At 69.4% G+C, this 19,100-nt stretch carries 10 protein-coding genes and 2 pseudogenes; 7 read left to right on the plus strand and 5 right to left on the minus strand.

All coding sequences use genetic code 11. The features are described from left to right. Positions 1 to 428 precede the first annotated feature (428 nt). The 3 genes and pseudogenes from IH54_RS41890 to IH54_RS47080 all read left to right on the plus strand — a co-directional run. Positions 429 to 10,241: an FG-GAP-like repeat-containing protein gene (locus tag IH54_RS41890; protein WP_159012053.1), complete on the plus strand. Its 9,813-nt coding sequence runs from the start codon at positions 429 to 431 to the stop codon at positions 10,239 to 10,241. A 12-nt stretch (positions 10,242 to 10,253) separates the two neighbouring features. Further along, positions 10,254 to 10,865 (plus strand): SMI1/KNR4 family protein, encoded by a 612-nt coding sequence (locus tag IH54_RS47955; protein ID WP_031520687.1) that lies wholly within the window; start codon positions 10,254 to 10,256, stop codon positions 10,863 to 10,865. Positions 10,866 to 10,977: 112 nt separating this feature from the next. Continuing rightward, positions 10,978 to 11,199: pseudogene (locus IH54_RS47080) on the plus strand (transposase); the annotation flags it as partial. 87 nt (positions 11,200 to 11,286) lie between these two features. Here IH54_RS47080 and IH54_RS0124880 read toward each other — a convergent pair. After that, positions 11,287 to 12,379 (minus strand): annotated as a pseudogene (locus tag IH54_RS0124880) (integrase core domain-containing protein). Positions 12,380 to 12,671: 292 nt separating this feature from the next. Between IH54_RS0124880 and IH54_RS0124890 the strand changes: the two are divergent. Then, positions 12,672 to 13,349, plus strand: a complete 678-nt coding sequence (locus IH54_RS0124890; RefSeq protein WP_031520691.1) for a hypothetical protein — start codon at positions 12,672 to 12,674, stop codon at positions 13,347 to 13,349. Between the two features lie 131 nt (positions 13,350 to 13,480). Here IH54_RS0124890 and IH54_RS45680 read toward each other — a convergent pair whose 3' ends face one another. Together IH54_RS45680 and IH54_RS0124895 are read right to left on the minus strand one after the other, a co-directional pair. Further along, positions 13,481 to 13,621, minus strand: coding sequence for a hypothetical protein (locus tag IH54_RS45680; RefSeq protein ID WP_159012059.1), 141 nt, complete (start codon positions 13,619 to 13,621; stop codon positions 13,481 to 13,483). Between the two features lie 184 nt (positions 13,622 to 13,805). Then, entirely contained in the window at positions 13,806 to 14,348 is a 543-nt protein-coding gene (locus IH54_RS0124895) for an IS5 family transposase (protein WP_159012061.1), read from the minus strand. 222 nt (positions 14,349 to 14,570) lie between these two features. Here IH54_RS0124895 and IH54_RS47085 point away from each other — a divergent pair, with 222 nt between their 5' ends. The 3 genes from IH54_RS47085 (at position 14,571) to IH54_RS0124905 (ending at position 17,808) form a co-directional block, all read left to right on the plus strand. After that, positions 14,571 to 15,149 (plus strand): SulP family inorganic anion transporter, encoded by a 579-nt coding sequence (locus IH54_RS47085; protein ID WP_052397837.1) that lies wholly within the window; start codon positions 14,571 to 14,573, stop codon positions 15,147 to 15,149. Continuing rightward, on the plus strand, positions 15,101 to 15,820 hold the full coding sequence (locus IH54_RS47090; protein ID WP_052397838.1) for an STAS domain-containing protein: 720 nt from the start codon (positions 15,101 to 15,103) through the stop codon (positions 15,818 to 15,820). The genes IH54_RS47085 and IH54_RS47090 overlap by 49 nt, the downstream gene beginning before the upstream one ends. Positions 15,821 to 15,894: 74 nt before the next feature. Beyond that, positions 15,895 to 17,808: an alkyl/aryl-sulfatase gene (locus IH54_RS0124905; RefSeq protein ID WP_031520695.1), complete on the plus strand. Its 1,914-nt coding sequence runs from the start codon at positions 15,895 to 15,897 to the stop codon at positions 17,806 to 17,808. Between the two features lie 171 nt (positions 17,809 to 17,979). Here IH54_RS0124905 and IH54_RS0124910 read toward each other — a convergent pair whose 3' ends face one another. Both IH54_RS0124910 and IH54_RS0124915 read right to left on the minus strand, forming a co-directional pair. Next, positions 17,980 to 18,255, minus strand: a complete 276-nt coding sequence (locus tag IH54_RS0124910; protein WP_031520698.1) for a hypothetical protein — start codon at positions 18,253 to 18,255, stop codon at positions 17,980 to 17,982. An 80-nt stretch (positions 18,256 to 18,335) separates the two neighbouring features. Then, a complete protein-coding gene (locus IH54_RS0124915; protein WP_031520700.1) occupies positions 18,336 to 18,824 on the minus strand; it encodes a DUF7019 family protein in 489 nt (162 codons plus the stop codon). Positions 18,825 to 19,100 lie beyond the last annotated feature (276 nt).

Consider the following 19,100-nt stretch of genomic DNA (forward strand, 5'->3'; position numbering starts at 1 on the left):
TGACGCCCATCACCGAGCCAGACCCACGCCAAGAAACCGCCACGACCGCACCAAGACAGTGATCTTTAGCAGCGGACCGGCGACAAAGACGGAGCGGCTATCGGCGACGGGGGGCTACCTCGTGTGCCTCTTCGCATACGCGCACGGGCGATCTTCCTGAGGGGCGCCCCTCGCGGTGAACGGTCCGGTTGTCCCCGGCGTCGAGGCCGTAGGCGGCAGCCAGATGTCGGCCCGCGGGGGCGGTTGAGCCGCGACGGGCGGGTGCTCACCATCGAAACTTTTTCGTTTCGTTCCGACACTGGACCGGGTGTTCGATTTCCTGTCATGATCCATCGGCCTGCGGATTTTCCGTGAAGATCCGGGGGCTGATTTGTGCTGTCTGGGGGATGGGAATGTGAATGCGCGCGTGGGGTCTGTGGCTTCGGAGAGTGTCGCTGACGGTCTCGCTGGGACTGGTCGCGGGCGTTGCGGTGCCGGTGGGAACCACCTTCGCCCAGGGCGTGCCTGCGTCCGCCCCGCAGAAGGTGGCCGGTTCGGCGCCCACGCAGCGTTCTGGAACGGCGTCCGGTCGTAGCCACAAGGCGTCGGCCGCCGCGACCGCGGCTGCCAAGAAGCTTGGCGGAAGCGGTGCCGTTCCCTCGCCGAAGGGCGCCCTGCCGCCGGAAGCGGATGTCAAGCCGGTGGCCCTGCCCGGCAAGGCGGCGGCGCAGCCCGACCTCGTGGATGTGCTCCCCGCCGAGGCGAAGCCGCAGCCGCACGGGTACGACGCGGCCACCAGCCATGAGGTGACCAGCCAGCGAGGCAAGTACGTCCAGACCTTCGCCAACGCTGACGGCACCTCCACCACCCGGGTCTACAAGGACCCGCAGTTCTACGAGACGTCCGACGGCTCGTGGGAGCCGGTGGACACCACCGTCAGTGCGGCGGCCGTGGAGCGCAGCGCCTTCATCTCCGGCCCGATGACGACCACTTCGGGCTGGGCGGTGGACAGCAGCCAGAGTCCGCTGAGCTTCGCTCCGACGGCCGCGGGCGATCCCGTGGTGACGATGAGGCTGGACGACTCCCACTCCGTGGGCTACGGCGTTGCGGGCGCGGCAGCAGTTCCCGGCCAGGCGTCCGGGGACAGCGTTTCCTACGCGGACGCACGCCCCGGCGCGGACCTGGAGCTCAGGGCGACCGCCACCGGGGTCAAGGAGGACGTCGTCCTCAAGTCGGCGGACGCACCGGCGGACTGGGTCTTCCCGCTGCGTCTCGAAGGGCTGACGGCGTCCCAGGCGGCTGACGGCTCGGTAGTGTTCACCGACGAGGCCGGTACGGCGCGCGCCTCCCTCCCCAAGGGCTGGATGGAGGACTCGGCCGTCGACCCGCACTCCGGCGACGGTGAGATATCCACCGCCGTGACGCTCTCCCTGGTGACGTACCAGGGTGCGCCGGCGGTGCGGATGCACGCTGACGAGGCATGGCTGCACGACGCGGCCCGGGTCTTCCCGGTGCGGATCGACCCCACCGTTGTCGGCAGTGTCGACGACAACTCCGACACCTACGTGGAGTCCCCGTACAACCAGGACTTCTCCGGTGACCTCGAGCTGAAGATCGGCACGTACGACGGCGGCGCGCACAAGGCCAACGCCTTCATGAAGTTCGACAGCGTGAGCACCTCCCTGAAGAACCAGTACGTGCTCGGCGCGCAGCTGTACATGTACAACACCTGGGCGTACTCCTGCACCGCGGCCTCGGTCAGCGCCTACCCCGTCACCCAGTCGTGGACGTCCACGTCCGCGACCACCTACCCCGGCCCCTCCGTGGGTTCGGCGCTGGGCAGCGCGAGCTTTGCCAGGGGGTGGCGGCCGGACGGCGTGACGTCCTCGTCCTGCCCGGCGAAGTGGGAGCCGGTCAACCTCGGTACAGCCGGCAAGACGCTCGTCGAGGGGTGGACGCACGGCAAGGCCAACTACGGCCTGGCGCTGAAGGCCTCGACGAGTTCGAGCACGGGCTGGAAGAAGATCGTGAGTGCCAACAACGGCACCGGCGACCCGTATCTGTCCATCACGTACACGAAGTACGGCGCCGCCTACACTCTGTCCTCCGCCTCGCCGAAGCCGCCGGTCACCGGCTCACAGGACGGCAAGGTCTCGGTCAAGGTGACCAACCTGGGCACCGACACCTGGACATCGAGCAACGGCTACAAGCTGGGCTACAAGGTCTACGGCTACTCCAGCGGCAAGCTGATCACCACCAACACCGCGGCGGCCGCCATGCCGTCGAACGTGGCGCCCAACGCGTCGATCACCCTGAATCCCACGATCAAGGCCCTGCCTCCGGGCAAGTACCTGATCGACTGGGACATGTACTCCGGCAGCACCGCCTTCTCGTCGCAGAGCGTCCCGGTCGGCAAGATGGCGCTGACGGTGCCGGCGGTGGCGCCCACCGTGAGCAACGTGCTCCCGCCGAGCGGCTACTCCGCGCAGACGCTGTCGCCGCAGCTCACGGTCATCGCCTCCGACAACAACGGCGCGGGACTGACGTACCACTACACCGTGCTGGACGGCACCACCACGGTGGCCGACTCCGGCGCGATCACCGACCACGTGTGGACCGTGCCGCAGACGCGGCTCCAGTGGGGCAAGACGTACACCTGGAAGGTCGTGGTCGCCGATTCCCAGGCATCGCAGACCATCGGCCCCAGCACGCTGCTGACCCAGGTCCCGCAGCCTCCCGTGGCCTCGCACTTGGGCACCACTGGCGGTGACCACGGCTTCAACGCGGAGGTCGGCAACTTCACGACCTCGGCCACCGACGCCTCCGTCGCCACGGTGGGACCCGATCTGACGGTGGGCCGCACGTACAACAGCCTGGACGCCGGCACCACGCATGCCTTCGGCGCGGGCTGGTCCTCCCGGTTCGACATGAAGGTGACCGCGGACGACGACGGCTCGGGGAACGAGGTGGTCACCTACCCCAACGGCCAGCAGCAGCGGTTCGGCCGCAGCTTCATGACGCTGACGCAGATGATCGGGGTCGGAGACCTCACCGGCGACGGCCTGAACGACATGGCCGCGGTCGATCCGGTCACCGGTGCGCTCTGGCTCTACCTGGGGCCGGACTTCTCCGGCACCGAACGGATCAAGATCGGCAGCGGCGGCTGGACCGGCATGTCGCAGCTGACCGGCGGCGACTTCAACGGCGACGGCATCGGCGACGTCATCGGCGAGCAGACCAGCACCGGGATCCTCTACCTGTACACGGGCCGCTCCGACGGCGTCCTCAACAACCGGGTCCAGCTCACCACGGGCTGGGGCGGCTACAGCGGCACCATCTCCGCCGACTACAACGGCGACGGCAAGCGCGACCTCGTCGCCATTGACAGCGCCACCGGCAACCTGTGGCTGTGGCCCGGCACGGGCACCGGCACCTTCGGCACCAAGGCGCAGATCGGCAACGGCTGGCTGCCCTACCGCCTCGTGACCGGCGGCGACTTCAACGGCGACGGCAAGGCGGACCTCCTCGCCGCCAACAGCACCACCGGCGACCTGTACATATGGGCCGGCCACGGTGACACGAAGTTCGACGCGAAGCTCCAGACCGGCGACAGCTGGAACAGCGTCGCCCAGATCGCCTGGGTGGGCGACCAGACCGGAGACGGCACGGACGACTTCCTCGCCATGTGGACGAACCAGGACCTGCTCCTCTACAAGGGTCCGGACTTCTCCGGCTTCACCATGAAGGGGATCATCTACGGTAGCTATGTCTCCCCGGCGGGCCAGTTCGCCAGCCTGGTCGGAACGGTCGGCGGCGGCTGGCGGCTCACCGACAAGTCCAAGACGGTCTACACCTTCGACACGGCCGGCCGGTTGGCGAAGATCACCGATCTCGACCACATCAGCGAGACCCTGAGCTACGGCAGCTCGGGGAAGCTGGACACGGTCACCAACACCACGTCGGGCCGGTCCCTGCACGTGACCTGGAACGGCGCCCACATCGGGACCATCGCCACCGACGCGGTGAACGGCTCCCCGCTGACGTGGACGTACGGCTACGACGGCGACGACCTCACGCAGGTGTGCTCGCCCACGTCGGCCACAGCCTGCACCTCCTACTCCTACGGGTCGGGATCGCACTACCGCACCCAGGTGCTCGACGCCTCCCCGAACACCTACTGGCGGCTGGGCGAGTCCGCGGACGACGGCACCGACGCGGGCGACGAGGTGGACGTCAACCAGGGCGGCAAGGACGGCACGTACTCCTCCGTGACCCTGGGCTCCGGCGGCGCGCTCGCCGGTACCGACGCGACCGCGGCCACGTTCAACGGCACCTCCTCGTCGGTACGGCTCCCCGACGGCTCCGTGCAGAACGGCGGCTCCTACCTGGCGGCCGAGCTGTGGTTCAAGACCACCAAGCCCGGGCCGCTGCTGGAGTACGAGGACAAGGCGCTGGGCTCGACGACCACGCCGACCAACTACGTGCCGGCCCTGTACGTCGGGGCCGACGGCAAGCTGCGCGGCCAGTTCGGCAACGGCAAGGTCGAGCCGATCACCACCGCCGCAGCCGTCACCGACGGCGCCTGGCACCACGCCGCACTCACCGGCGAGGGCACGGTGCAGCGGCTCTACCTGGACGGCGCCCAGGCCGGCACGCTCAACGACACCCCGATCAAGAGCGTCGACAAGCCTTACACCTATGTCGGCGCCGGATGGTTCAACACCGGCTGGCCGTCCACCCCGTTCACCACCAAATACGGCTACTTCGACGGCCAGATCCAGGACGTCGCCCTCTACAACCACACGCTCGGCGCGCAGGTCGTCCAGTCCCACTACACGGCCCGGACCGCCGCCGACGAGCTGACCGAGGTCACCCTGCCCAGCGGCAACACCGCCTGGAGCGTGGACTACGACAACGGCGTCGACCGGGTCTCCGACGTCACCGACCCGCAGGGCGGCACCTGGCAGCTCGGCACCACCAGCGTCGCCGGCTCCGGCACGGACCTGACGCGTACCGTCACCGTCACCGACCCGTCCGGCAACGAGCAGGCGTACGACTACGACCCGCTCAACGGCGGGCGGGCCACCGGCTACTCCCTCACCGACGGCAGCAGCCGCAGCTACACCTACGACACCGGCGGCTTCCTGTCGACGACGACGGACGAGAACGGGCACAGCGTCACCCAGACCAACGACGCCCGCGGCAACATGCTCTCCCGGACCACCTGCCGGGACGAGTCCGCGACGACCTGCTACACCAGCTACTACGCGTACTACCTGAACGCTGCCGACCCGACCGACCTGCGCAACGACAAGGTCACGGCGGTGCGGGACGCCCGCTCGGCGAGCGCCACCGACAACACCTACCTGACCGGCTACACCTACACCGCCGACGGCCAAGTGGACTCGGTGACCGGACCGGCCGGCTCCGGGTGCCCCACGGGCTGCAAGACCAACCGCACCTACACCGACGGCACCGAGCCCGCGGTCGGCGGCGGCACCACGCCGGCCGGGCTGCTGAAGACCGCGACCAACGGCCAGAGCGGCGGCACCACCGCGTACGCGTACGACGCGCAGGGCGACCTGGCGAAGACCACCGACCCGGCCGGGCTGGTCACCGCCTACAGCTACGACCCGATCGGCCGCATCCTCACGCAGACCGACATCTCCGACTCCGTCCCCGCCGGCGCGACCACCACGTACACCTACGACGCCAACTCGCGGATCGCCACCCGGACCGACCCCGCCGCCGGCAACGCGGTGGACGGCACCACCCATCGGGCCCGCACGTCGTACACCTACACCGACGACGGGCAGGTGCAGTCCCAGACCGTCTCCGACCTCACCGGCGGCGACGAGGCCCGCACCACCACCTACGACTACGACGCCCAGGACCGGGTCAACACCCTCACCGACCCCGCAGGGCTGGTCACCAACTACGACTACGACCAGTTCGGCAACCGCACCTCGGTCACCACCGGAGTGGGCACCGACCAGGAGACCGAGACCGACTACACCTACAACCTGCGCGGCGAGCAGACCGGCACCACCCTCAAGGACTGGACCGGCGACCCCGCCCACCCGTCCGACCCGCAAGACCTCGTCCTGGAGTCCCGGGCCTACGACCCCGCCGGCCGCCTGGGCTCGGTCACCGACGCGATGGGCCGCACCACCTCCTACACCTACTATGCCGACGACACCCGGGCCACGGTCACCGCCACCGGCTACCACGACCCGGACACCGGCGCCGTCCGCGACATCACCCTGGAGTCCGACACCTACGACGGAGCCGGCCACCTGGTCAAGCAGGTCACCGGCGGCACCAAGCCGGTCGAGACCGACTACACGGTGGACCCGGCCGGACGCACCACCCGCACCGTCGTGGATCCGGGCGGCCTGAACCGCGCCGTGACCAGTGCCTACGACCCCCTCGGCGACGTGGTCTCCGCGACGCGTACCGGCGGTGGGGCGACCGAGCAGACCGAGGCGACCTACGACGCCCTCGGCCACCCGCTGTCGGCCACGGTCCACAACAACTCCCAGGACCTCACGACCACCTGGACCTACGACCGGCGCGGCCTGCCGCTGACCATGGTCGACCCGCTGGGCAACACCGCCGGCAACTCCCCGGCCGACCACACCACCAGCTACACCTACGACACCCTCGGACGGCTCACCGCCACCTCCCAGCCCGCCGTCCAGAACGAGACGTACGGCCGGCAGCCCGCCACCACGCACCCGACGAGCACCGTCGGCTACAACAACTTCGGCGAGCAGACCCACACCGCCGACCCCGACGGCAACACGGCCACGACCACCTACGACGCCGACGGCCGCGCGACGAAGGTCTCCTCCGCCGCCTACACCGCCCCCGGCTCCGACACCCCGGTGCACGTCACGGGCACCACCACCTACGACGCGCTCGGCCAGGTGCACACCGTCGCCGACGCCTTCGGCAACACCACCACCTACACCTACGACCAGCTCGGCCACCTCACCCAGCAGACCCAGCCGGGCCTGCTGAAGGCGGACGGCACACGCGAGGACGGCGGCGTCTCGTCGTTCGGCTACGACCTCGACGGCGAGCAGCTCAGCGCGACCGACCCGACCGGCGCGCAGGTCCAGGCGACCTACGACGACCTGGGCCGGCAGATCACCTCCACCCAGGTCGAGCGCTACCCCGCCCCCGGCCGGTACCTGACCAGCACCATGCGCTACGACGACGCAGGCAACCTCGTCCGCTCCGCGCTGCCGGGCATGGACGTCACCGTCGACTCCCAGACCACCGTCACCGCCTACGACGCGCTCGGCGAGGCGACCGGGACCACCGACCCCGACGGCCGCACCGTCCACGCCGGGTACGACCTGGACGGACGCACCGTCAGCACCACCCTGCCCAGCGGGCTGACCACCACGACCGCCTACGACGCGGCCGGCCGCCAGACCGGCACCGCCCAGTCCAAGGGCGGCACCACCCTGCGCTCGGCCGCCATCGGCTACGACCCGAACGGCAACGCCACCAGCGTCACCGACTACGCCACCCCGCCGCACACCACCACCTACGCCTACGACGCGGCGAACCGCCTCATCCAACAGGTCGAACCGGGCAACGGCACCACCCCGATCACCACGACCTTCGGCTACGACCCGGCCGGCAACCGCACCCGCTTCACCGACGGCCGCGGCAACGCCACCTGGTACACCTTCAACACCCTCGGCCTGCCCGAGTCCACCATCGAGCCGGCCACCGCGACCGCGCCCGACCCGGCCGACCGCACCTGGACCACCGCCTACGACAAGGCCGGGCAGGCCGTCACCGCGACCGAGCCGGGCGGCGTGAAGCAGACCAGCGCCTACGACGCGCTCGGCCGCGTCACCAGCAGCACCGCAACCGGCGGCGGGACCGAGACCGGCGGCCACCTGTTCACCTACGACCTGGCGGGGCGGATCCTGACCGCTGCCACCGACGCCCAGGCCACCCCCGACGCCTTCACCTACAACGACCGCGGCCAGCTGCTCACCGCCACCGGGCCCAGCGGCGTCAGCTCCTACACCTACGACGACGCCGGGCAGATGACCGCCGGCACCAGTGCCGCCGGCACGGCCACCTACACCTACGACAACGCCGGCCAGCTCACCGGCGTCGCCGAACCGCTGACCGGTGCCGCCCTCAGCTACCACTACGACCAGGACGGCAACCCGGACAAGGTCGGGTACGGCACCGGCAAGGACACCCGCACCTTCGGCTACGACACCCTCGACCGGCTCACCAGCGACACCCTCACCACCCCCGCAGGTGCCACCGTCGCAGCCACGACCTACGGCTACGACACCAACGACCAGCTCACCACCAGGACCACCACCGGCACCGCCGGAGCCGGCACCGACACGTACACCTACGACCCGTCAGGCCGCCTGTCCTCCTGGACCCGCGGCACGACCACCACCGACTACGGCTGGGACGCCTCCGGCAACCTCGTCAAGAACGGCACCACCACCGCCGACTACGACGAGCAGAACCACCGCACCAGCGACAGCACCGGTGCCACGTACACCTACTCCCCCCGCGGCACCCTCACCACGGTCACCGGCGGCGACCACCCCCGGACCTACACCTACGACGCCTTCGACCGCATGACCGCCGCCGGCGGCACCACCTACACCTACGACGCCCTCGACCGCCTCACCACCCGCGGCTCGACCGCGTTCACCTACGCCGGCGCCTCCACCCAGATCACCACCGACGGCACCGCCGCCTACACCTACGACCCGGCCGGCCACCTGATCGCCCTCGACCAGAACGGCACCGTCACCCTCGCCTACAGCAACACCCACGGCGACGTCACCGCGACCTTCACCCCCGACGCCACCACCCCTGGGGCCTCCACCGCCTACAACCCCCTCGGCACCCCCACCGCCACCACCGGCACCACCCCCGCCCTCGGCTACCAGGGCGCCTGGACCGACCCCACCACCGGCCAGGTCGACATGAACGCCCGCTGGTACGACCCCACCACCGGCGCCTTCGACTCCCGCGACACCTACCAACTCGACCCCAACCCCTCCACCCAGGCCAACCGCTACACCTACGCCAACGCCGACCCGCTGGACGTCACCGACCCGACAGGCCACAAGGGCAAGGGCGGCGGCAAGGGTGGGAAGTACCCCGTACCGGATCTGTGTGAATTCGAGCCTTTGTGGATGGCGGTGGTTTGCGAACTCGGCGACATCCAGAAGACTGAGACAGTGGACCACTGCAAGATCGTCCACTGTCCCGACCCCTCGCCCAACCCGTATCACGGATCGCCCAACTACAGCCCGTCAGTGCCAACCGGCACCATGGGCAGTGGCTCCCAGCCTCTCGGTGGCGGCGGCCCAGGCACCGCGGACGACCCCCACGGTGGCGGAGGCCACAACGGCCACACCCAGCCCGTCACCCACCACCCGAAGCCCCCGCCACCTCCGCGCGACCCCTGCGCCCACCAGCACTGCGTCGTACCGCCCGGCCCCACGCTCCTCCCATACATCGCCCTCCCCGTCGGCCTGACGGCGGTGAACGGCGCAGTCGCCGTGGCCGAGGATGTCGCCCTGGACTTCGGCGCCTGGGCCGTCGAAAATGCCGTGGACGGCGTGGCCGACCTGCTGGGCACCGGTGACGACCCTGCCCCCGACCCGGAGCCCGAGCCCGAGCCGAACGGCCGCGGCGGCGACCGCGGCCCCGAAAACAGGGCACCCTCAACATGCCTCGACAACCCGATCCCCGGCTCGGATCCGAACGTCAAGAACGGTGGCTGGGAGTACTACGCTCCGACCGGTTACGGCGGGCGATCGCAAGGAGCCGTCATCTGTGCGGCTCATAAGAACAAGATGGGATACAACAAGGCCGGTGAGCCGGCGGGGAACGTCGAGGCTCAGCGAAAGGCAGTCCAGTACGGTGGGAAGGTTAACAGCTGCCACCTTGGTCCCTCGGTTCTCGGGGGTCGCGGGCTCAGGGCGAACGTCGCGGCATGCTGGCGCAAGACCAATACGGACAACGGCTCCAGTATGCGCACCTTCGAGAAAAAGGCGGAGCAAGCCTCAATGGCCGGTAACGTGGTCATGTACACAGGTCTCCCCGACTACGCGACCGGGAAGAGCACGATACCCATCGGGTTCTACCTCGGTTACATGGCTCAGGATCCGGCCACTGGGGTGGTTGTAAGCTCAGGCACCACGTATGTCCGCAATGACGGCCAGGGACTCCTGCCCAATCTCGGCAACTGAAAGTTCGGAGCGATGACAAACAGGGATTTGGAGCAGCTTACTCGGCTGCTGCCGCCACCCGCGGAGGACGTCTCCGCGCCACCGTGGGGCCAGTCCAGGGCGGACGTGGGGTTCGATTTCCCCTCGGACTACCGGGCTTTCGTCGACCTGTACGGCGGGGGCCACATCGGGGGGCCCGACTCCTTTGAGACGTTTGATATCTATGCTCCGTCCGCCGTCCCGAGGCGGCCTGGGGAACCCGGTGGATTCGAAGCCTTCGTGGCATGGCACACCTCGGAGTTCGCGTCGATGTTCGAGGGCGCCGACGCAGATTTCTGGGGTGGAACCGTCTATCCGATGTATCCCGCCCCAGGGGGTCTGCTGACGTGGGGCGAGAACGAGCAGGGAGACTTGTTCTGGTGGCTCACGGAGGGGGACGACCCGGATGCTTGGCCGGTGGTGATGTGGGCCCGGGGACCCGCGACCACGTACCGGTTCGACGTTGGCATGGTCAGGTTCCTGTACTCCATGGTCAGTGGCGATACGCTCAGCCCGGAGTGGCTGCATTTGTCGCAGCCCCGGTGGGTGCTGACCTCGGACTGGCGACAGCGCGGCCTCAACGTCTCTGCCGACCCGTCAAGTTGAGTCGCGCCGCAGTGCCTGGCCTCCGAGCTCGCCGCACGCGGGCGCGTGTCTGACCAACGACCTTTCTGGCTCTCTGGTGGTGACGGAACGTGTGAGGGTCGTTGACTTTCGCGTGAATGATGTCAGCGGTCTTGTACAGGCGGTCTTTCGGGTCTCTCTCCCGTGGTCATCGAGAGGCAGCCGTCCCGGCGGGCAGCACCAGCAGCGCAAGGCCGCTTTCAAAGACCTGTGCACCCAGTGTCCGTTGCGCCAGCGGTGCACCAAGGCCAAAGCCGGACGGATCCTGACCATCCGCCCGCACCACGACCTCCAGTCCGCCGCCCGCCACCAGGCCGCCACCGACCTCGGATGGCAGGCCGACTATCGCCGCTGGAGACCACCAGCCGAACGCTGCTCCTGCCGAAAATGTCATCCGTGCAGGTCACGCGGCATGTTCGTATTCGTGGAGGATGCCGCCGAGTCGGTCGCGTCGTCGGATGTCGAGGTGGTCGATCTGCCTCGTTTTCGCGGCTGGTGTCGGGGGTGGTTGGAGGGGACGGGCGTTCGCGATGCCCTGGTGCGGTCGGTGGGAGTTGTAGTGCTCCTCGAACTCCCGTAGGGCGTGCAGCAGGTGGCGGTGGTTCCAGATCAGGGTGCGGTCGAGGAGTTCGCGGCGGCAGGTCTGCACCCACCGTTCCATGATCGCGTTCATGCGCGGGACTCGGATGCCGCTGAGTACGACCTGGATCGCCGCGTCGTTGAGGATGGTGTCGAACAGGGCGGGGAACTTCCCGTCCCGGTCGCGGATCAGGAACCTCGTCCGGCAGCCGGCGTCCTGTAGGTCCATGACGAGGTTCCTCGCGGCTTGTGTCACCCATACCGCGGTCGGGTGGGCGGTGGCGCCGAGGATCCGGATGCGGCGGCTGGCGTGCTCGATCACCGCGAATCCATACAGTCGTGTCCCAGACAAGGTGACGGTCTCGAAGAAGTCGCAGGCCAGTAGGGCGTCGACCTGGGAGCGCAGGAAGTCTGCCCATGTGCTGGAGGTCCGCTCGGGTGCAGGGTCGATGCCGGCGTCCTTGAGGATCTCCCAGACGGTGGATGCGGCAACCTTCACGTTCAGGACGAGGAGCTCGCCGTGGATGCGGCGGTATCCCCAGCTTGGGTTCTCCCGGGCGAGTCGCAGCACCAGGAGTCGGATGGAGCGCACGGTCCGTGGCCGTCCCGGGCGCTTCGGTCGGGACATGGCGGCGTGGCGGCGTGCGACCAGGTCGCGGTGCCAGCGCAGGACCGTGTCCGGGCGTACCAGCAGTCGCAGTCCGCGCAGCGCGTCCCGTGGTAGCCGGTGCAGCAGGGCGGCCAGGAACGCGCGATCGCTTCGTGTGAACCGGACTCGCTCCGAGCTGACGTTCGAGCACCATGATCTGATGCCGCAGCGCGAGGATCTCAGTGTCCCGCTCCCGATCGCTCATGGGGAGCAGACGTAGCATCGCGAACGCGTTCGTCACGGTCAGATAGGCCAGTCGAAGCAGCACAGCTGATCATCATTCCCTGGCCTCACCGTCCATGCCAGGGCCTTCGAGCGGCCGCCCCTACCTGAACATGCCGCACCTCGCACACCCTCCCACCAGGGCGGATGGGGTTATCGGCAGGGGCAGCGCCGGAAGCCAACTTCGCGGCGGGGCGGGGCACCACGATAGGGCCCCGGCGCCGGGGCGAGACCCGGGGTCTCGACCCCACCTGGTTCCGGAAGAGCGGGGCGGCGCAGGCCGAGCCCCGTTTCCCGCGGCGCGCACGAAGCACGCCGCGGCCCTGCGAGCACGGGAGATGATCTTGAACGCAAGGCGCACCATCGCGCGCAGCCTCATCGCCGCCGCGTCGGCCGCTCTCCTGGCCCTCGGATTCTCCGGCGAGGCCGCTGCCGCCTATCAGTACGTGTGGGTCTACAACTCGGGCGGCGGTACCTGCGTGTCGAACTACTCTGAGGTCACCACCGGTACCGGTGGCTCATATGTGAGCAGGGCCGGCGCGTGGAACAACGGATGCAGCAACAACTACTACGCTGCGGCCGGCGACCTGGCCGTCGACACCATGCCGCTGTGGTACGACTTCGGCACGTCCACCTGGATCGTGTGCTTCGAAAGCGGCTGGTTCATCAATCTGTCCGCCGGCCAGCAGGTATCGATCACCGGCAGCGGGTTGAAGTACCGATGCGGCGTCGACAAGTGGTACGCCAACAACACCGGCGCCTACGCATACGTCAACGGCTCCATGCACGGCGGCTGGTACCCCTCCGGAAACGAATGGCTTGCCGCCGACGGCCTCGCTGCCAGCAAACCTCCGGCCGAGCCCAAGATCAGCGCCGCCACCGCGATCCGCACCGGCCAGGTCCGTATCGGCAGCCCGACCGGCCCCAAGGCCACCAAGGCCCAGCTCCAGCCCGCACCGGGCCGCAACGCGGCCGGCATTCCCCAGGCACTGCAGGTCGCGGTCACCGTGAAGTAGCCCCCGCCGGCCCGGCCACGACTGCCGGCACGGGCAGCGAATTCCGGGGTGCCGCCTCGGCGGCACCCCGGTCACGGCCTCCCGCGGCTGGCCACTGCCACCTGTGGTGCGGGCACGCCGCGCGTGGGGACTCACAGAGGACTGCCGCTGGCCCAGCGCCAGGCCGGGTACTGGACGCCGCCCGACCAGCGGCCGAGCAGGACGCCCTCACCCGCCTCGCCGACACCTGCCCCGACACGACCCTCGACGTGCCCGTCGCCTGAGGCCGGCACGACGAAGCCCCGTCACCAGTCCGGCGGGGCTGTTCTACGGTCCGAGCGTCGCGCCCTGCAGTTCGTCCTCCGAGCACACGTGGTCGCCAGTACTGCGGTGTCCGAGATGATGGGGGCGCGGCTCCCCAGTGTTCCAGCAGAACCAGTACGCGTAGTCGCGGTTGCTGAGATACAAGACGGTGGGTCAGGGCCCGGGCACGGCCACGTCCCGGTCCTGGACACAGGCGCTGGTGACGGTGACCGCCAGGAGCAGGCCGAGAGTGTCGACGACCAGGTGCCGTTTGCGGCCGGTGACCTTCTTCCCGGCGTCGTAGCCGCGACTCGCGGCGGCGACGTGCCAGGACGCCTTCACGCTCTGCGAGTCCACGATCGCCGCCGTCGGGTGTTTCTTGCGTCCGGCCGCCCAGCGGTCCTGCTCCCGCAGGGCGTCGTGGAGGAGGTCGAGGAATCCGTTCTCCCGCCACCGCCTGAAGAAGCGGTAGACCGCCTTCCGGGGCGGGAGGTCCACCGGCATCGCGGTCCACCTGATCCCGTTGTCGGTCAGGTAGAGGATCGCGTCGATCATGACGCGGTGGCAGTAGCCCTCTGGCCTTGCGCCGTGTCCGCGCAGCCAGGCCGGCACCGGGATCAGCCGGCGCACCAGCCGCCACTGCGCCCGGTTCAGATCCGAGGGATACGCCCTCGCCCGCCACGTGCCGTCACCGGCGTTCCCGGCCGTATGGGCCATGCAGTCACAACGATGACCAGCCGACTTGCCCGGCATGCCGATTTCGATGTACTGGGACGCATCAACGGGGCCTCGTTCCGGGCGTGTTCTGGATCTCGACAATCCACACGCTAGAACTGGGCGCCGTTGTCCTGTCCCGCCCTTCACCCCTCGGGCGACCCCTCGCACACCCGTCCCATCGCGCTCCCCGACCAACCGGATTCGCGAAGGGCTCTTACCCAGGTGGCCGGCGGCACCGCCAACTACGCGCACCACGCCGGAGACTGGAAGGGTGCGACGACCACGGTCGCCGCGGTGACCGTGGCGGTGTGGGCGCTCGCACGCGCCGTCAGGCGCCTGGAGCCGGTCGCCTTGCTGATCGCCATGGTGGTGGTGAGCGTCGGTGTCGCCCTGCTGGGCACGGATGTGGAGCTGGTGAAGGGGATCGCCTCGATCCCGGCGGCCCTGCCGTCGTTCTCCGCGCCGGACCTGTCGGCCGTGCCCGGGCTGGTGGGAGGGGCGTTCTCGGTGGCACTGGTCGCTCTCGCGCAGGCCGCGGGTATCACGCCGTCGATGCCGAACCCGGACGGCACGCGCTCTGACGTCAACGGCGACTTCCGCTCCCAGGGATACGCCAACCTCGCCGGCGGGCTGTTCCAGGCCATGCCGTCGGGCGGCTCGCTCTCGCGCACGGGTGTCGCTGTCTCCGCTGGGGCCCGCACCCGCTGGGCCGGGGTGATCTCCGGCGCCTTCCTCGCCCTGATCGTGCTCCTGTGCGGGTCGCTCGCCGAACGCATCCCCAGCCTGTCATCGGCGGCCTGATCCTCGTCGTCGGCGGCGAGCTGATCTGGGGCAAGCGCCACGACATCATGCTCGTGCTGCGCACTTCCTGGATGTCGTCGGGGGCGATGATCCTCACCTTCCTGGCTACCACCCAGCTCCCTCTGCAGCAGGCGATCGTCCTGGGGGCTGTCCTGTCTCTTCTTCTGTACTGCGTGCAGGCAGCCCGTCAGGCCCGACTCGTCGCCCTCCACCGGGTCCCCGGCAGCCCCGGTGGCCCCGGGCGCTGGGAGACCGCAGACCCGCCCGCGCACCTGAGGCCGGGCACGGTCACCGTCCTGGACTACGCGGGGTCATCGTTCTTCGCCGAACTGCCCCGCATCGAAAAACAGCTCCCTGCGACCGACGACGCACGGGGGGCGGTGCTGGTCCTGGTCGTCAGGGCGCTGCCCGACGTGCCGTCCTCGGCCATGCTCAAGATCCTCGACCGCTGCACCGCCCGCCTCGCCGAGCAGGGCGGCCGGCTGATCCTGTGCGGCGTGCAGCCCGCCTTCGCGCAGCTCCTGGAGCGCTCAGGTCTGGCCGGGCGGCTCGGCCGGGGCGGCATCGTTCCCGCCACGCAGGAACTGCTCGGCCCTCTGGAAGCCGCGTATGCCGACGCCTCCCGCTGGGCCGGGAAGCGTTCATCCGAACAGCCCCCTGCGTCTGGCTGACCGGCCCCGGTCCGGTGAGGCTGGACAAGGAGCACGCCGGCACGACCGGTGCGGCCGGCGAGGGAGGAAGAGCCATGGCGTACGAGCCCAAGCCGGCCACCGAACGGACAGCGGCGGTCAACCGTGAAGCGCTCGCCCGGTACGCGATGGGCGACCGCCGCGACTTCGCCGACAACGACCGCGGCTTCCTCGCCCCGTTCCCCGACACGGTGCAGACCGCCGACGGGCGGGTGATCTTCGATCCGTCCTGGTTCGACTACATCCGCGACCAGGAGCAGGCGCCCGACACGGTCAACCCGAGCCTGTGGCGCCAGTCCCGACTGATGAGCAAGGGCGGCCTCTACGAGATCGCCGAGCGGGTCTACCAGGTCCGCAACTGCGACATCGCGAACCTGACCGTCATCGAAGGCGACACGGGCCTGGTCGTGGTGGACTGCACCGCCTCGGTGGAGTCCGCGACCATGGGGATGCGGATGATCCGCGAGCACGTGAGCGACAAGCCCGTCGCCGCCGTCATCTACACCCACACGCACATCGACCACTACGGCGGTGTCAAAGGCGTCGTCTCCGCGGACGACGTCGCCTCCGGGCGGGTGCCGATCATCGCCCCCGGCACGATCGCCTCCTTCGACAGCCACGCCATCGGCGAGAACGTCATCGCCGGCAACGCGATGTCCCGCCGCGCCGGCTACGCCTTCGGCAGCCTCCTCGGCCTGAACTCCTGCGGATGCGTCAGCGCCGGCATCGGCATCATGACCCAGGCCGGCCCCACCGTCTCCTACCTGTCCCCGACCGACTCCGTCACCAAGACCGGGGAGCGGCGGGACCTGGCGGGCCTGGAGTTCGAGTTCCTCTACGCGCCCGACACCGAGGCGCCGGAGGAGATGCACATCTGGATCCCCGAACTCAAGGCCCTGACCTGCGCGGAGAACGCCAACCACACGCTGCACAACATCCAGACCCTGCGCGGTGCACGCACCCGCGACGCCCGCAACTTCGCCCGCTACCTCGACGAGACCCTGCAGCGGTGGGGCGACGACGCTCAGGTCCACTACGGCCCGCACACCTGGCCCGTCTTCGGCAACGCAGACGTCACCGCGTTCCTGGAGTCCCAGCGCGACACGTACAAGTACATTCACGACCAGGCGCTGCGGCTCGCGAACAAGGGCTACACCCCGCTGGAGGCGGCCGAGGTCGTCGAGCTGCCCGAAGAGCTCGGCCGGAACTGGGCCGGCCGCGGCTACCACGGCACTCTCCACCACGACGTGCGCGCCGTCTTCCACAAGGAACTCGGCCTGTGGGACGGCGATCCCGTCACCCTCCACCCGCACCCGCCCGCCGAGACCGCCCGACGCCTCACCGACCTCATCGGGCCGGACAAGATCCTCGCCGAGGGCCGGCGGGCCTTCGAGGAAGGCGACTACCGGTGGGCGGTGCAGATCCTGCACGCCCTGGTCTTCGCCGACCCCGATCACACCGAGGCGAAGAACATCCAGGCCGACGCGTACGAGCAGATGGGCTATCAGGCCGAAGGCCCCCAGTGGCGCGGCATCTTCCTCACCGCCGCCAAGGAGCTGCGCGAAGGCATCGTCCCGGCCGCGTTCGCCACCGCCTCGCCCGACACGATCCTCGCGATGCCGATCGACATCCTCTTCGACTTCGCCGCCGTCCATCTCATCGGCGACAAGGCCGCCACCGCCGATCTCCGCATCGACTTCCGCTTCACCGACCACGACGACACCACCTGGACCATGTGGATCCGCCGCGGCGTCCTCAACGCCCGCCCCGGCGCCCACCCCGACACCCACCTCACCGTCGCCGGCCCCAAACCGGCACTCGTCGCCGCCCTCCTGGACCCCGCCGGCGCGCACCAACTCGCACAGGCCGGAAAGATCACCCTCGACGGAGACAAGGACGCCCTGCAGACCCTTGCCGGACTCTTCGACACCTTCGACCCCGACTTCGCCATCGTCACCCCCGACGCCTGAGACGCCGGCTCGCGAGCTGCTCTTGTGTCTCGGCGGCCGGCAGTGCCCGGGTGGCGATCCGGCTGCCGCGACGGACGGGTACGCAGGGGCGCGGGCCGCGGAGGCTCCCAGCAGCTCGCAGATGACCAGACCGGTCACCGGCTGCGACAGCGCGGGTGCTTCCGGCGGGACTCAGATGGGGGTGGTGGTGGCGTCGGTGACGGTTTCGACGCTGGTGCGGGTGCCCCAGCCGGTGCGGGCGCACGTGGCGATGGCGTACCAGCGCACCACCCGCAGCACCACGAGGTTCCACACGATGGCCAGGGGAGCATGGGCGGCCAAGCGCAGGCGGGCACGCAGTGTCTCGCCTGCGCGGCGCACCGCGAGGTAGCGCAGGGCGTGGAGGCAGCCTGCGACCACGGGGACCAGGAAGGGCAGACTGGTCCAGTCGGCCGTGACCGGCCGCATGAGGACAAGCCACGCGAGAAGCAGGCTGCTGGTGAGAGTGAGGGAGGGTCTGGCGCATCTTTGGGTGACAACAGGTCACGTCACCCGATCGTGCAGCAGACCCCATCGACTGCAGGCGCCGCTGAGGATGTCCACCCTGTTTCGAAGTTATCGGTGTCCCGGAGACGACCGCGCAGGTTGTCCATGCTGCCGAACAGGCAGAGGCCGACCCGCTGGCCGGTCGCGCGGGCGAGTTCGACGTGCATCATCACGAACTTCTGCGGACTGTGCCAGCCCCGGTAGGTGGAGAATGCCACCTCCCCGACGCCGCGGACGAACATGGCCCTCGGCGCGACGAGGGCCTCGTCGAGCGCAGCTCCGAGGTGCCGTTCGAGGCGCGAAGCTTCCTGTAGGCGACGCCGTGTCGTGCGCTCCCGAGAGCTGACCGTCGCGGTGAACAATTTCCAGTTCAGGCCGACGGTCCCGGCTCGCCCTCCGACCAACTCGATATCGTTCTCCTCGGCGATCTGCCGGACGGCTCGGTCGGACCAATACAGGTAACGGCCGACATCGCCTCTATTGGAGCCCATGCTGCGGTTTCTCCCTACGTGTGACGATGGTGCCCATAGTGCCAGCGGTAGATAGCAGTTGGAGCGAACGTCCAGTTGCGGAACCCTGCGAGTAGCGGGCTTGCCCGGCGGGTTGCGTCCGTGGAAGTGGTGTAGCTCATTGGAACTGGTCTGGAATATCCCAGCGTCGGGTTGGTATCCGGCGCAGAGGAATGGCCACCGACTGATCCCCGAGCTGTGGGGAGCCGCGGTGACGGGACTCGCCGCGGCTCTGGGGGTGAAGGGGCCGATGGTTGA

This window comes from Streptomyces sp. NRRL F-5123 (genome assembly GCF_000721495.1).
Classification (GTDB): Bacteria; Actinomycetota; Actinomycetes; order Streptomycetales; family Streptomycetaceae; genus Actinacidiphila.

Bases quoted from the DNA above. Each gene is read 5' to 3' on its own strand.
- IH54_RS47955 (WP_031520687.1), top strand. From the start codon at position 10,254: ATGACAAACAGGGATTTGGAGCAGCTTACTCGGCTGCTGCCGCCACCC.
- IH54_RS0124890 (WP_031520691.1), top strand. From the start codon at position 12,672: ATGATCTTGAACGCAAGGCGCACCATCGCGCGCAGCCTCATCGCCGCC.
- IH54_RS0124895 (WP_159012061.1), bottom strand. From the start codon at position 14,348: ATGGCCCATACGGCCGGGAACGCCGGTGACGGCACGTGGCGGGCGAGG.
- IH54_RS0124905 (WP_031520695.1), top strand. From the start codon at position 15,895: ATGGCGTACGAGCCCAAGCCGGCCACCGAACGGACAGCGGCGGTCAAC.
- IH54_RS0124910 (WP_031520698.1), bottom strand. From the start codon at position 18,255: ATGCGGCCGGTCACGGCCGACTGGACCAGTCTGCCCTTCCTGGTCCCC.
- IH54_RS0124915 (WP_031520700.1), bottom strand. From the start codon at position 18,824: ATGGGCTCCAATAGAGGCGATGTCGGCCGTTACCTGTATTGGTCCGAC.